This window comes from Chitinophaga sp. Hz27, from assembly GCF_042263525.1.
Classification (GTDB): Bacteria; Bacteroidota; Bacteroidia; order Chitinophagales; family Chitinophagaceae; genus Chitinophaga.
This window is the reverse complement of the sequence record NZ_JBHKFJ010000007.1, coordinates 133,690-147,651: the sequence shown is the minus strand read 5'-3', so window position 1 is coordinate 147,651 and position 13,962 is coordinate 133,690. Positions and strand designations below refer to the sequence as shown.

At 39.6% G+C, this 13,962-nt stretch carries 11 protein-coding genes; 6 read left to right on the top strand and 5 right to left on the bottom strand.

Going from position 1 to position 13,962, the window contains the following annotated elements; translation table 11 throughout:
• Window positions 1-191: 191 nt before the first annotated feature.
• Both ACE38W_RS17565 and ACE38W_RS17560 read left to right on the top strand, forming a co-directional pair.
• The gene (locus ACE38W_RS17565; protein ID WP_375832647.1) at window positions 192-1,265 is read left to right on the top strand and encodes a DNA mismatch repair protein; all 1,074 of its coding nucleotides are present in this window, start codon (window positions 192-194) and stop codon (window positions 1,263-1,265) included.
• A gap of 57 nt (window positions 1,266-1,322) precedes the next feature.
• A complete protein-coding gene (locus tag ACE38W_RS17560) occupies window positions 1,323-4,127 on the top strand; it encodes a M16 family metallopeptidase (protein WP_375832645.1) in 2,805 nt (934 codons plus the stop codon).
• Between the two features lie 150 nt (window positions 4,128-4,277).
• Here the strand turns inward: ACE38W_RS17560 and mobC are convergent, their stop codons facing one another.
• Genes mobC through ACE38W_RS17545 form a run of 3 tightly spaced genes read right to left on the bottom strand, consistent with a single transcriptional unit; the run spans window position 4,278 to window position 7,962 of the window.
• Window positions 4,278-6,257 carry a conjugal transfer protein MobC gene (gene mobC / locus ACE38W_RS17555; RefSeq protein ID WP_375832643.1) on the bottom strand — a complete coding sequence of 660 codons (1,980 nt, stop codon included), beginning with the start codon at window positions 6,255-6,257 and terminating at the stop codon, window positions 4,278-4,280.
• A gap of 47 nt (window positions 6,258-6,304) precedes the next feature.
• Window positions 6,305-7,594 carry a relaxase/mobilization nuclease domain-containing protein gene (locus tag ACE38W_RS17550; RefSeq protein WP_375832641.1) on the bottom strand — a complete coding sequence of 430 codons (1,290 nt, stop codon included), beginning with the start codon at window positions 7,592-7,594 and terminating at the stop codon, window positions 6,305-6,307.
• Window positions 7,579-7,962, bottom strand: coding sequence for a plasmid mobilization relaxosome protein MobC (locus tag ACE38W_RS17545; RefSeq protein WP_375832639.1), 384 nt, complete (start codon window positions 7,960-7,962; stop codon window positions 7,579-7,581). The genes ACE38W_RS17550 and ACE38W_RS17545 overlap by 16 nt, the downstream gene beginning before the upstream one ends.
• 551 nt (window positions 7,963-8,513) lie before the next feature.
• On the opposite strand from ACE38W_RS17545, the gene ACE38W_RS17540 reads away from it, so the two are divergent.
• A complete protein-coding gene (locus tag ACE38W_RS17540) occupies window positions 8,514-8,867 on the top strand; it encodes a hypothetical protein (RefSeq protein ID WP_375832637.1) in 354 nt (117 codons plus the stop codon).
• Window positions 8,868-9,101: 234 nt separating this feature from the next.
• Here ACE38W_RS17540 and ACE38W_RS17535 read toward each other — a convergent pair whose 3' ends face one another.
• Window positions 9,102-10,163: a DUF932 domain-containing protein gene (locus ACE38W_RS17535; RefSeq protein WP_375832636.1), complete on the bottom strand. Its 1,062-nt coding sequence runs from the start codon at window positions 10,161-10,163 to the stop codon at window positions 9,102-9,104.
• A gap of 84 nt (window positions 10,164-10,247) precedes the next feature.
• Entirely contained in the window at window positions 10,248-10,454 is a 207-nt protein-coding gene (locus ACE38W_RS17530) for a hypothetical protein (RefSeq protein WP_375832634.1), read from the bottom strand.
• A gap of 347 nt (window positions 10,455-10,801) precedes the next feature.
• Here ACE38W_RS17530 and ACE38W_RS17525 point away from each other — a divergent pair, with 347 nt between their 5' ends.
• From ACE38W_RS17525 to ACE38W_RS17515, 3 genes are all read left to right on the top strand, one after another.
• Complete coding sequence (locus ACE38W_RS17525; protein ID WP_375832632.1) at window positions 10,802-11,155, top strand: DUF1496 domain-containing protein; 354 nt, start codon at window positions 10,802-10,804, stop codon at window positions 11,153-11,155.
• Between the two features lie 349 nt (window positions 11,156-11,504).
• Window positions 11,505-12,482, top strand: a complete 978-nt coding sequence (locus tag ACE38W_RS17520) for a helix-turn-helix domain-containing protein (RefSeq protein ID WP_375832630.1) — start codon at window positions 11,505-11,507, stop codon at window positions 12,480-12,482.
• A gap of 100 nt (window positions 12,483-12,582) precedes the next feature.
• Window positions 12,583-13,752, top strand: a complete 1,170-nt coding sequence (locus tag ACE38W_RS17515) for a hypothetical protein (protein WP_375832628.1) — start codon at window positions 12,583-12,585, stop codon at window positions 13,750-13,752.
• Window positions 13,753-13,962: the final 210 nt, after the last annotated feature.

Below are 13,962 nucleotides of genomic sequence, written 5' to 3'. Positions count from 1 at the left end.
GTAAGTATAATGCAAGTTCCATCTTCAGCCTTTTCAACCAGGTGAAATCCAGGGGTGCTGAAAAGCTATTGGACAGCATGTTTCTGCATCCTCTTACTGACGCCAACGCCATTAACGCCAGAAGTAATGCTTTTAGATATTTCGAGGTTACACCTTGCGTATTTCCATTTGATGAACAACATCTTAGTGCTATGGAAAGTTTTTTGGATGAAGGATGCGATAGCAACTATCCATTGGCTCTATGGCGTTTAAGCCGTAAAAAAGTGGCCGCCATCCTTGTTAAAGATGATGCTTTTTATCTGCAAGTGCAAGGCATTGAAACCTGTATCACCGTATTACAATGCTGCAATACTTTACTGGAACATCTTGAAAATGAGGCAAGAGATAGAAATACTCCATGGGGGAAGTGGGCAGCACGGGCAAGAAATATTTTACGTGATAAGCGATTACAAAATATTAATACCGCCGGTAAATCCTTGATCCATTTAGCCAGGTTACACTATCTGTTAGGATACGTTTTCCGGGATAAATTAAAAGATTTGCTGGCTTTGACATATGAAATTGAGCTCCTGATTGCCGTTGCCGGTGTAGCGAAACAGAAAGGATTTTCTTATGCTCATGCTTTACCAAAGGAGAAAAATACACTGGAGATAAAAGGAGTCAGGCATCCACATTTAGATAAAGGCGTTTCCAACTCCTTGTCTTTCAATGGACATAGCAATGTATTGTTTCTTACAGGCGCAAATATGGCTGGTAAATCCACTCTTATGAAAGCTACTGGAATTATGATATACCTTGCTCACATGGGGTTTCCTGTAGCAGCAAAGGAATTAAAGTTCTCAGTGCTTGATGGTATATATTCATCGGTAAATGTGCCTGATAACCTGAATCAGGGATATAGCCATTTTTATGCAGAGGTACTTCGTGTTAAACAAGTAGCGGAAGCAGTGGCTGAAGAAAAGCGTCTTTTCGTCATTTTTGATGAGTTGTTCAAAGGAACCAATGTGAAGGATGCTTATGACGCTACATTAGCAGTAACTGCAGCATTTGCAGCCTATAGGGATTGTTTCTTTATTATCTCTACACATATTTTTGAGGTGGGAGATGCTTTGCAAAAGGAAGGTAAGCATATTCAGTTCGAATTTATGCCCACTATTATGGTTGATGCAGTGCCAAAATACACCTATCAACTACAAAAAGGAATTACAACAGACAGACAAGGAATGATAATTATTGAAAATGAAGGTATTCTCGATATGTTATAAGAGTTTCCTTTCTATACGGACTATGCAACATAAAAAAATCAACTAAAGAAATAATTTATGCGTTATCGTTATTGGACCTCCACTGGATTGCTATGCCTATCCATGATGGCAGGCTATGCCCAGAAGGTAGATCAACACTCTATAATTCCTGTTGACACAGCCTTACATACCGGACAATTACCTAATGGGTTTACTTATTATATTCGTAAGAATACTGTACCGGCTAAAAGAGTAATATTTTACCTGGTAAATAAAGTGGGATCAATTCTTGAAGATGATGATCAACAAGGTCTGGCCCATTTTATGGAACATATGAATTTTAATGGTACCAGACATTTTCCTCAAAATGAGCTGGTTGATTATCTACAGAAAGCAGGTGTACGTTTTGGGGCTGATCTAAACGCCACAACATCTTTCGATGAAACGGTATATCAGTTGCCTATTCCTACTTCCGACCCTAAAATGGTAAGCCGTGGATTAGATATCATGCGTGACTGGGCGCAGGAAGCATTACTGGAAACAGATGCAATAGATAAGGAGAGGGGTGTTATTATCGAAGAAAAACGCCTGAGAATTGGTTTGGGAGAACGCATTCAGCAAAAAACTTTTCCGCTCATTGTTAATAATTCAAAGTATGCAAGCCGATCCCCAATTGGAATAGATAGCATACTTCTTCATTTTCCAGCAGCTACCATTCGCCGCTTTTTCCACGATTGGTATCGTCCGAACCTTCAGGCGATTATTGTAGTAGGAGATATTGATGTTAACCAGGTAGAACAGCAAATTCGTAAACAATTTGCCGATCTGAAAAATCCTCCAAACGAAAGGCCCAGACCGGATTATGCTATAGGACTAACTGGAAAAAATCAATTCCTACAAGTAACCGATCCTGAGATTGGAGGCACTGGACTGGAATTGTCTATAAAACATCGTGTCAATAAGATGAATACAACGACCGACTACCTAAACATGGTAAAGCGTTCATTGTTTAATCAATTACTTGTAACAAGAATCGGTGAATTAATTCAACAGCCTAATCCCCCATTTTTGGATGTAAATGCAGGCATCAAGAGTTTAATGAATGGGTTGGAGCAATTTTCTTTTTCCGTTTCATCAAAGCCAGGTAAACTGAAGGAAGCATTCTCGATTGGATGGTCAGAAGTAGAGAAAGTGAAGCGTTTTGGCTTTACTTCAACAGAGTTGGAACGTGCGAAGGTTGCCTATTTGCAAGGATTGGAGAAAACTGCAAGGGAGATTGATAAAATGCCATCCAGCAATTTTGTGAATGAATATATGGCTATGTTCCTTAAGGGTTCTCCTTCACCAGGGTTTAATTGGGAGTATAATTTTTTAAAAACTGTAGTCCCAGATATAACACTGGAGGATCTTAAAGAGGTAGCGAATAAATATATAACTAATACTAATCGGGATATTTTTGTGATAGGAAATGAAAATGATAAAAATACCCTTCCTGATTCGTCTGTTATTGAGACATGGTTTAATAGCGTTGCTTCCAGTTCTATGGAAAAGTATAAGGATAACGTTACAGATCAGGTATTGCTAAATCATTTACCAGTTCCTGGAAAAGTGATTTCTCAAAAAAAATATTCTACATTGGGAATTCAACAATTTACGCTGAGCAATGGTGTGAACGTATGGATGAAGCCTACTACCTACAAAAATGATGTTGTTCAGATGATGTCTTTTGCGCCAGGAGGTTATAATAAATATTCCAATGAAGAGTATCCGACGGCGGCCAGTGCTTCTGGTATAATTGCTGGTTCTGGTGTTGCTGATCTTTCCCCGCTTCAATTATCAAAAGTGTTAAATGGCAAGTCAGCGTCTGTTAATGCTTTTATCAGTGGTAAGAGCCAGGGTATAGGTGGTGCCAGTTCTCTGAAAGACCTGGAGACAGCATTGCAATTGGTATATCTTCGATACACCGCACCTCGTAAAGACACTATCTTGTTTGAAAATGCCATGGCACAATCCAGAGAGCAAATAATCAACCATTATAAAGACCCGGGAAATGTGTTTAAAGATACAGTGGGCGCTGTTATAAGTGGATATGATTATAGATCAAGTCCAGGTACCTTGGCGAGATTGGATAGTATCAGTCTTGAAAAAGCATATGATATTTACCGTGACCGTTTTGCGGATGCTTCCCAGGCTAACTTTGTATTTGTAGGTAATTTTGATGTGGATAGCATTAAGCCTTTATTAGAGCAATATCTTGGGGCATTACCATCATTAAATAGGAAGGAAAAGTCAGTGGTGATTCATAAGCAAATACCTGAAGGGAAACTGGAGAGAAAGGTTTATACTGGTAAAGATAATAAGGCTACCGTATTATTGGTTTACCATGGAGACTGCCAATATAGTCCAGAAAACAAAGTACAACTTCAGGCTTTGTCAGATATTTTGCAATACCGTTTGCTGACAAGCTTACGGGAAAATGCCGGAGAAGTATATACACCGTCTGTAAAGGCTAATATGGTAAAAGAACCAGATACGCGTTTTGCTATTAATGTATCTTTCGGTTGTGCTCCGGAGCATGTTGATCATTTAATAGGTCTGGTAGAAGAAGATATCAAAAACTTACAACAGAAAGGTGCTACTGCCGATGAGGTACAGAAATTCAAAGTTGGTTTTCAAAAACAGTATGAATTGCAAATTGAAAGTAATGAATTCTGGATGCAATTTATAGCCGGACAAATAGAGAATAAAGAAGGATTAAAGGAATTGCCAAATATAGAAAAACAACTTGGTAAGGTAAATGGAGCATCGATTAAGGCTGCTTCTAAGAATTATTTAAGCGGTAAAAATTTAATGCATTTTATAGCATTACCTGAGAAGAATTAAAGACAGTTTTTTGATTGACAATAAAAAGGCTGCTTCCAATTTATTGGAGCAGCCTTTTACTGTTTTTTGTATTCCGATTATTTAGCTATGGCTCTAACTGGCATATATAGTAATAAGGTATTCAATTGTGTATATAATTTTTTGGACGTTTCATCTTTTTACTATCAAATGTGCTTTCATGGGATCATTCATGATCCTGCTGATCTCCGCATCAACAAAATCGGTAACATCATCTTTTATCTGCATGAAATTCTTATACACCACTCCATTTTCTAAATTCCTGATAACAGGCAACTCCTTTTGAAGTTTTCTTTCCAGATCGGCTTTTCTGGTGTCTTTCGTTACCTTACAGTGAAAGACCTTTTGCGGTATCTCCTGCCCAGGGTCATCGGCTACTATACCCACGAATTCACCGGAGGAAAGGTTACTAATAACGCTGGGAGGTATAGCCATATCCAGTTGCTGAGAATAGTTAACAGAGGTGTCTGAGCTGTTAATGGTGGTACTGGCACGGTCCTGCATAATCCTGCCTACCCGGTCACTCATTTGCCTGGCGGTATCACCGGCAACCTGCCCACAGATTACATTACCACATAGGTTCATGAGTACATCTGCCATCTCTCTGGAATAGTCCTTTTTTACCTGATCCAGGTTTTGGATGACAATGGTAGTAGCAATCTGATTTGATCTACCAGTACCTACAAGTGCGTCAACGCCTTGCACTGTGAGGGTAGGGAATTCCTCGAAATTAATACCACACTTTAATTTCCCTTTTTTATTGATCTGTTTTATCAACCTGTTGATGTATAAAGAAAGTACTGCTCCATAGGTAATGTGTTTCTGTGGGTTATTAGCCATGCACAGAATTTGTGGTGCTGCAGGATTATTAATATCCAGGGGAAAGTCATTGCCGGAGAGTATGAAATACAGCTCTGGTGAGGAAAGACGCGCCATTGCAATTTTTGCTGCAGCAATCTGCCCTTCTAGTTGCTCCATTACACCGGCTTCGAGAGCAGAAATAAAGGGGGATATTAAGATCTGTAGCTCCGGTACAGACCTTATCAGTGTAAATAATTTAGCGTAATCTACCTGAAGTAGTTCTATAGCATGAGGCAGGGTACAAAACTCACCATTTCTGTATTGGCGCAGATACCAGATGACCGCTGTTAGCAGAATAATTGGTGATTCCACAAAGAAATCGCCATTTCGCTGTATCCAGCTACGGTTAAGACCATAAAGGATGGTACGGGCTGATTCTGCTGCATCCGTAATATCAGTCATGGTAGATGGCTCAAGTGGATTGCACCTGCCGGATTTTGCCGGATCTTCAGGAATAATGGCATTGAACCTGATAGGAACTTTATACCGATGCCTGTACTTAAGGTAATGGTTATACGCAATCGTTGTCAGGTCCGGGTATTTCCAGTCATGGATGAAAAGACAATAGCCCTTTTCTATCTGTTGCCTGATAATTTCCTCTAAAATAAACCAGGATTTGCCGCTGCCTGGCTGGCCTGCCACCAGCAGTCCTTTAACTGAATTTATGTTGATATAGCTTTTGCGTACTTGGTCCTTCAGTTGGTAGGTAGCAGGAATGTTAATATAGAACTCGCCTTTCATCAGCCTTTCCTCTTGTGGAAATGTCTGGCTCTTACGGTTGAATATATCATTGCGATCAATATTGAGTTTGATAATCCTGGATAGGAGTGTGCCTCCGGTAAGAATCAGGATATATCCGAAGGTGGTAATGCCTATATAAGCACAGGTCCGGAACTGCAAATCATAGGTGAGTAGTAGCACATAGTAGCTGATAAAGTATAAAACCAGCCCTATACTGATATAGACTACTACAGTGGTGTATTTAATATGTTGATCTTTTCTTCCTTGCGCGCCTAGAAGTGTTATACCGAGGAACCCCAGGGCAATTAGTTTGGTTTTAAGAAAATAGGAAAATAGCCCTGTTTTTGTAATGTTATCCAGTAGCCTGTCGGTAATGTCAGATGTTAACTGCCAGGCATGAAATGCGGCATAGCAGTAATAATAAAAATGAAGAATAAGGATGGCAAGGCTAATTAGCCTGGTAAGGTCAATGATTTTACGAAGACCTTGTTCGTTTTCTCCTGTACGCATATCTCACTTCCTCCAAAATCAATCTCAGCATGTGCGCCGGGGCAGGTTTAATCGTTAATAGATGGGCGTTTGCGCCGTTTCTTTCGTTTGGTTTCTGCTTCTTGGTAAGTGTATTCTGGTTGTAGTAATTGTTCTACCAGCGTTGTATTGTTATCCGGTGCCAGGACGGCGCTATTAGCAGCTTGTTGGGGTGTGATAATGAGATTATTTCGTTCTCCCATATCCTTCTCATATGTAATGGATGGTAAAGGCTGCAGGGGCTGTAGCTCCTGATAACTGCCGGCTGCAGCTTTCTTACACAATTCAGCCGCGCTGTACGATTTTCCCAATGAACTTCCGTTAAAAACAGTTCTTTTGATGTGATCAACGAAGGTGATACCATATAATCTGTCATCAGCACTAATCCTGCGAACTGTAGAAATTCCGTTTCGTTCCAGTGATCCAAATAGATCAGATAAGCCAGATCCTGGACTTTGTTGAAAGTGCCAGTCAATCAGTGATTTGATCCTGCCACTATGTTGCTGTTTCTGAACTGATCCTTCCTGAAATTTTGTTTCCAAATAAGATAAGGTAGGTTTGAAATAAATGGAGCTGGCTTTTATAGGCTTTCCTACTTTTTTTCCATTTTCATCCAGCATCCGGTATAGCAAACCTTTATTTCGTTGTACGCGGGAATTTTCCTTACATGGATCAGCATACACGTTACATAGTTGTAAAATGGCATTCAATTCTGCCAGGGAGCCATATTTGTAAGTATCTACGACATTAGCCAGCACGTTACTGATGCCTCGTTTTGTTTGGCTCTTGCCGTAGCTTAGCTTTTGTGCCTGAAGAACTGGAAGAAAGAATTGCTTCTCCTGTGGATGGTCGGCAGCCTTTTGCAGAGAGTAGTTTATCTCAATAGCCTGTCTGGCTGGTTCGGATAATCTTTTACCGATATTATGAGTAGGTATTCTGTCTCCGTTTGCATCTATAAGATTTGTGACAATATGAAGATGGGGGAGGATGGTATCAGAATGCCGATAGAGCAGGTATGGCTGGTCACCAAATCCAATTCTATTCATGTAGTCGTTGCCGATAGTGCGTAGAAGATCATCATCCAGCTTATCTGTTGGATGAAAATTTAAGATGATATGCTGTGCATTCTTTTTTGTCCTGGTGTTTAATTGATTTAAGGAATTAAATCTGTCCAGTTTATCGTAGAAGTTCAGCCTTTCTTTTTCCTGCAGGAAGTTACCTGCATATAGCAATTCGGCGCTGCCAGCCTTAACTTTCGCTTCGTTATAATTTAGCATCTTAGAGATGTTACTGGTGGGCTTACCTATTTCTGCATACATGATTCATGAATTTTTTCAAGTTTGAAAAAGATATCTCTGATAAAATCAAGTAGCTGTTTGTGGCGCAGCTCATTAGATAAAATCCATGTCAACATTTCCGGTGAATCCTTAAGCGTATGCAGTCTTTTTACCTCCTGGTTATAGTTATTACCTATAGCGGAGATCTCATTTTTGATACCGATCAGGGCTGACAGAATTTCATCAGCAGATTGATTCCTGTATTTGAGTACTACAGGTTTGTTTAATAATACCTGCCTGGCGTACTGACTGAGATTGCGGCAGGTGGTCTGCTGAAAGCGGTTGTATATGGTATCATAATCGCCTGGCTTGGTGCGTATGGATATCCATTTGTCTGTCTTCTTTTCCATATAAATTGTCTTTAGTCTTAAAAAATCCCGTGAGTTCCGAGCGGGATATCAGATATACCCTGCCGACACCTGAGGCAGGGCGAGATCCCGATGTGCAACATCGGTACATCTCGCCGGGTGCGGGAACCGGCATCCTTTGGCTTAGTCCTCCTGATCTTATCAGGAGGGATATATACCTGTCTTGCTGCTTTGGTGATATACCAGTACGCAGTATCTTTTTGTACTTACCTGGATATTTCAGGTAATCGTTATGAGAGGGGGAAGGAGGATGAAACATCCTGAAATACCGTTTTCTTTTCTTACTATCGAATGGAGATATCCAGGGTTGGAGAAAAGCTATAATGACAGCTTGGATAATATAGATCCAGCCTGTTTCCCACTGAGTTGAAAGTATACTAATCATCTTCTCATCTTTTTCTTCTTCACAAAAAAACTAGTAACGAAAACAAATCTACACTCAGGGATCTGACAAAGTATCACTTGTGTAAATTCTGTACAGGCTTGTATTGCATGGAATTGGTATTTTCGTACCAGTATAAAATTGAAAAGTGATGAGTGTAAATGTGATAACTTATGTAACGGCAGTTAATGCAGGGAAGGAACCCATGGCGTATGCGTTTGATGTACATCAAATACCAACGGGAGAGGTAATATCCCGTTTGGATTTTAAAGTGTGGACTAAGAAAAGCAGTGGTGTGACCTGCTTTTTTTGTGAGCCTGATACAGGCAGGAAATTTAGGGTGACTGTATTCAAGGATAAGCGCAGTGAAGAGTACAAATTGTATAAGGGAGAATTGGATTTTAGAGAATGTCCGGTAGGAAAGCTGTATAGGCTCAGGATTGAAAAGAATTCAAATGGGAATATGTCTTTAAAGGAGGCACATTTGATAGAGGATACTCAGTGATACGGGTAAGTATGAGCTATGGCTTCCGGAGATAAGTAAGTCATAGTTAAATATAACTGCTTGTTTTTGTATCTGCATATAATGTTAATGGCTATACGAAATAATTATGTAGGTAAGATGCCACGGTCTTATTAAGTATCAGTAACGGCCTGCCCCCAAGGGCAGGCCGTTTTTATTTATGGGAAACCTGTCTTTCGGGCCAGTCCGAAAGACAGGTTAATTAATATAGACCAACTAACTTAATATAATACCGTCTAAACCTTTGGCGGCAAAGGTATCGCAGAGGCTAAAAGCTGTCTGTAAACGCTGGTTAGCCGTACCGCCCATAATTGAATTTAGTTTTGTTTCTTCATTTTTATAAGAACGGTAGTTTTGAAAGTATCCGCTTACCGCGTTATATGCACCGTATACAGTGCCTTTTGTTGATTCCATTTGTTGTGTTGGGTTTGTCATCGCATACTCGTATACGTTTTCGACAATGTTGTTAAAGCTCGTTGATATTTCATCAAAGTTACCTTTTTGAATATTGCTTAAAACTTCCTTGTTAGGCACCATTGCAAGCTGAATAAGTTTTTTAACCTCCGGGTCCGTGATACGAACTTTTGACCAGTGGTTAAAAATGTCCTGCATTTGATAGGAAAGCCTGTTGCTTATTCCCATTACGCGGTGGGCCTGTGCTAGTCGGTCTTTTGCATTGGCAGTATGCCGTATTTTAATACTGTTGGAATTATTGACCATAGCGGCATTTAGTGTATTATTACATACTATGCGAATGGGTGTAAATGCTGCAGTAATACTACCCATGCCGTTATGGCTGGTAGTAAGAAATAAATATTGTTCTATCAGGTCATCATTTGCAACACGTATATAATTGGGTAGTTTAGCAGTTATGAATATTCGTTCACCCTTGCCCAATGCCCCGGCAGTTTCATAAAAGATGCCGTCACCACCTACAATAGAATCAAAGAAACTAAAAGCGTCTCTATTCTGTACAATCTGATAGTCTTTACCAACCACGCCTAACACTACATCATTGTCGGTGCGTACAGTGGCGTAATATCCGGGAACCGGTACAGATGACACAATATTAGCACTTTCGGCGTCTACCTGATTTAAAGAATCCAGGGTAAATAAATTTCTTTTCTCTACCTGATAATCTAGGCCAGCATATCCGATGGCTTCGGCGCTGGTGGGGTACTCTGATACTAGCTGACCCATGCCGTGCCATGCCTTTTGGTTGACAGAAAAAAAACTGTGTTTACCGGTTTTGTCGTTGAAATTAATATTGTGTGCCATAGAATCACGCCCGTTTTTGTTTATATGCCGCACACGGGGAAGCTGCGGTAAAAAGAGAATTAAAAAAATGAAGTGGGTTTGTGGCTAGTCTGCCAGAAGTGTTAATTGCAGGTTGTTGTCTCTGTTGGGATAACTGGTATGGCTATACTTTTTTTTGAGATACCACACCGTTAAATTTGCATTTAATAAAATGGCCCAGGCATTGGCGAGGGCTTTTGATCGCGTTACCTGCCTGCTTCGCTGGATCTCCCAGGAAAACAGCATTAGTTGTGAAAGCTGGTTGTTAGTCATAGTCGCTAAATTTTTAGGTGAATTAATCTTACATGCTCGGCTTACTGCCTTGCAATTACCCGTAGCGACCAGCCATTACACCCGGATGGAAGGAGAAAGTTTGAGGAAAAAAAATACGACCGCAGTCGGCTGAAAAAGACATCATGAACGTGGTGGAGATTATTTTTTCTCAACCGCAGGCCAGCCGACGCGCAGCAGAGGCGCAGACTTTCGTATGAGCAGAAGGGTGTAATAATTTTTGGAGGGGAAGAATGCTTTGATATCCAGGGTCTTCAGAAAAAAGAAATTGGGTATTGGGTAATATGGAGTAATTTCATTATATTATATCACTAAACCCCATTAGAGATATGAGAATACTTAAGATGTCTATTATTGGAATTATAACTGTTGTAATTGTTTTTGTATCAGTAAGGCTCCTTTCTGCTCGTCAACAGACCTGTGACTATTGTTATTATCAAAATCAAAAGTACTCGAATGGAGCTGTGTCTGGCTTAAACTCTATTTGTTCATTTAAATGTTCAAATGGTCAGTGGCAATGCCAAGGGTGTGCTGCCGGAAAACCTTGTCACAATCAAAGTTTGAGCAAAACTTGTAAGCCTTGCATGTTCCAGAATATGGCTTATAGTGAAGGGGCACCGTGTTCATTGAATTCAATTTATTATTATATCTGTCACGATGGTAATTGGGTTAAACAACCATAGGTAGAGTACTATGTAATTCTGGGAAATCTGTTAGCGTATTTGGTTAATTATCTGTCCAAAAGCTATATGGTTTTGTTCTTTTAAATAAGTGCATTTACTTCTGCATGATAAAATGTAATAGAGCATGATAGCAGTAGTAGTTTTCTTATCTTGTATAGAAACGACATGGTAATTGACCGTTGATTTTTGTAAATTCCATATTGAATACACAGTATAAGGATTTAATAGACAATTTTATTGCTCGTACCCCTTTCATATCCTAGTTATTGTATGGTACATCCACATATGTAGTATTCCGTTGATACCCAACCCATTTATTCATCGAAAGGAACTAATCATGCTATGTACTGTGACCTTGCTAAGTGGGGAACCACTAGAATATTTAGATGAAATACCGATTAATTTACAAACGGCTGCAATTGTTTCTGAGAAATCTTACACTGCCAGTTATGCTAATGGTGAATTGTTATTTCAATGTATCTCAGACTGCAGAGACTATGCACTGTGGTATAAGGTGCTGATTTCAAGAAAAACTGATTTGCTTATCAGTAAATATCCGGAACCACGATTGATACTGAGGGTTTCACTAAATGGCATACTTGAATTTGAGTTGCCAGAGATAAATACTTTTAAGTTAGGTCCAGGGCAGTTTCTACTATACTATCAGGACAGTCCTTACAGCCAGTTACTATTGCAGGCAGATAGCGAGTATAGGTATCTTGAAATTGCTATGCCTGTATCATATTTGGACCTTTTTATGAGTTATTACCCTATACTTCAGGGTTTTGTTGAGAATGCAAGATCTTCGGCCTCAGTAAGCCTTACAGCCACTCCATTATCTGGCAACGCGGCTCTTTTGGATAATATTGAAAAATTACTGCAGTGTATTTACAAAGGAAGTCTTCGCGGAATGTTTACTGACGCAAGGATAATGGATATTATGACAGAGGTATTTACAATAGCACAAGGAAGTACCAGGACGGAAATACTATTGTCGCAGGATGAAAGAGAGCGAATTTGGTCTGTCAGAGATATGCTGGGTGAGAATCTGGATATTCACTATACGATTAAGGATTTATCCCGCATGGTATATATTAATGAGTATAAGCTTAAAAAAGGCTTCCAGCAGTTAACAGGGGCAACTATATTTGACTACCAATTGGGTAGGCGAATGCAGGTTGCTCAAAAGTGGTTGAAGGAAACAGATCTGAGTTTAGAGGAAATTGCCACTGCTACAGGGTATCAGTATTTATCCAGTTTTGTTGCTGCCTTCAAACATCGTGTGGGCGTTACACCTGCAGCTTTTAGGAAAAATGCAGTATCGTAAATGCTCCCGATTGCCTAATATTCTTTCCGTTTTGCTTAAATAGTTGATCTGATAGCTGTTGTAATTTAGAAAGAGAGTTACACCCTAAACATCTAATCCTATGCAGCATCGAAAGTATTCATTGGAATGGTTTGATTTGTTTATCACTGAAACCTTACCCGAAATCTTTAAAAAACCTGTACTGGTAAACCCTGTATTTATTAGAAGAGTTTTAGAAAAAGCTTTAGAAGAAAGAAAGCATATCCGTTTACGACTTTTGGAAGATATGTTCAATACCAGGGATGAAAAAAATATGCAGGTACTCATTAATCGTTACCAGGTTTTGCTAATTCATTTAATAGACGAGGCCAACAAGGTGGAAGTGTCCAGCTCAAACAGGCTTGTAAGGTTTCTTTGTCAAAAACTGCAGCAATGCCTGGAAAGCCTTTTGGCTTTTATTGAGAATGACTTTCTAAAGTATTTCGATTTAGAACAACGAGTTCCAGAGAGTTATCATGCTGTTTGCAGAGAGCTTATAGGGAATGAACTACCAATACTAGAAAAGAAGCTATATAGCTTCAAACAAGATCCTGCTTTGGTAGAAATGATACTGGATAACCTTCGTTCATTTGTCGTTAATACCAGGGTTCATCTGCCTTACCGGATATTTCTATATATGAAAGCGGTCTGGTATGAGCTACGTTTTTCTTCTGTGTACAACAGGCAAGAGGGGAGATTGCCAATTCTTTTGGAAATACTTATCAGATTGAATTACAATAGCCCTGCACTAACTAATTACCTTGCTGAAATATACCTTCCAAAGAAGCTGGCATCGATTACTGAGACTGACGGTAAAGTAAAGTTGCTGCATGCTTTCCGGAGAAGTGTTTCTGAAATCACTATCTCGGCGGAAGGAAAGCTGTTTCGGGATCTTCCAGGAATCGACGAGCAAATATTTCAGTTGGTGGGTGAGGAAATAGAGCTACTATATCCGCCTGTTAGTTCGGCCACGGAAGGTCTTACAGTGGTAGGTAAAGATTTTAAGATGCAGACTACTTTCAGTGTACCGGTGCTAGGTGCAATCTTCAGGATATTTAAAGAAGCTGGCGCTATTCGTAACGCTAACGTAAAAAAGATGTTAGAATTTGTGGCAGCAAATTATACAACACTAAAATCTGATGATATCAGTTATATCCACATTCATAGCAGTTATTATGATATAGGTCCAAAAACCAAGCAGCAGCTTTATGATTTGTTCATACAATTAGCAAATACTAGCAGAAAGTTGTGAGAATATTGCAGTGATCCTCTATGGATTGGATTCGTTTACCTCATTAGACAGTTGAAAGTAATTTCTACTGTCTGATGGGGTTTTCTCATTTAGATATAAATAGAAATAATTTGATCTGATTCTGAAAGCTTTAGCAGGGCTACTACTAGGGTTGGTAGCCTTTTATGCATTGATTAATCTCTTTCTTTGCCATGATGGATTTACGACACT

Coding starts and splice junctions, on each gene's coding strand:
- ACE38W_RS17565 (WP_375832647.1), top strand. CDS start 192: ATGGAAAGTTTTTTGGATGAAGGATGCGATAGCAACTATCCATTGGCT.
- ACE38W_RS17560 (WP_375832645.1), top strand. CDS start 1,323: ATGCGTTATCGTTATTGGACCTCCACTGGATTGCTATGCCTATCCATG.
- mobC (WP_375832643.1), bottom strand. CDS start 6,257: ATGCGTACAGGAGAAAACGAACAAGGTCTTCGTAAAATCATTGACCTT.
- ACE38W_RS17550 (WP_375832641.1), bottom strand. CDS start 7,594: ATGTATGCAGAAATAGGTAAGCCCACCAGTAACATCTCTAAGATGCTA.
- ACE38W_RS17545 (WP_375832639.1), bottom strand. CDS start 7,962: ATGGAAAAGAAGACAGACAAATGGATATCCATACGCACCAAGCCAGGC.
- ACE38W_RS17540 (WP_375832637.1), top strand. CDS start 8,514: ATGAGTGTAAATGTGATAACTTATGTAACGGCAGTTAATGCAGGGAAG.
- ACE38W_RS17535 (WP_375832636.1), bottom strand. CDS start 10,163: ATGGCACACAATATTAATTTCAACGACAAAACCGGTAAACACAGTTTT.
- ACE38W_RS17530 (WP_375832634.1), bottom strand. CDS start 10,454: ATGACTAACAACCAGCTTTCACAACTAATGCTGTTTTCCTGGGAGATC.
- ACE38W_RS17525 (WP_375832632.1), top strand. CDS start 10,802: ATGAGAATACTTAAGATGTCTATTATTGGAATTATAACTGTTGTAATT.
- ACE38W_RS17515 (WP_375832628.1), top strand. CDS start 12,583: ATGCAGCATCGAAAGTATTCATTGGAATGGTTTGATTTGTTTATCACT.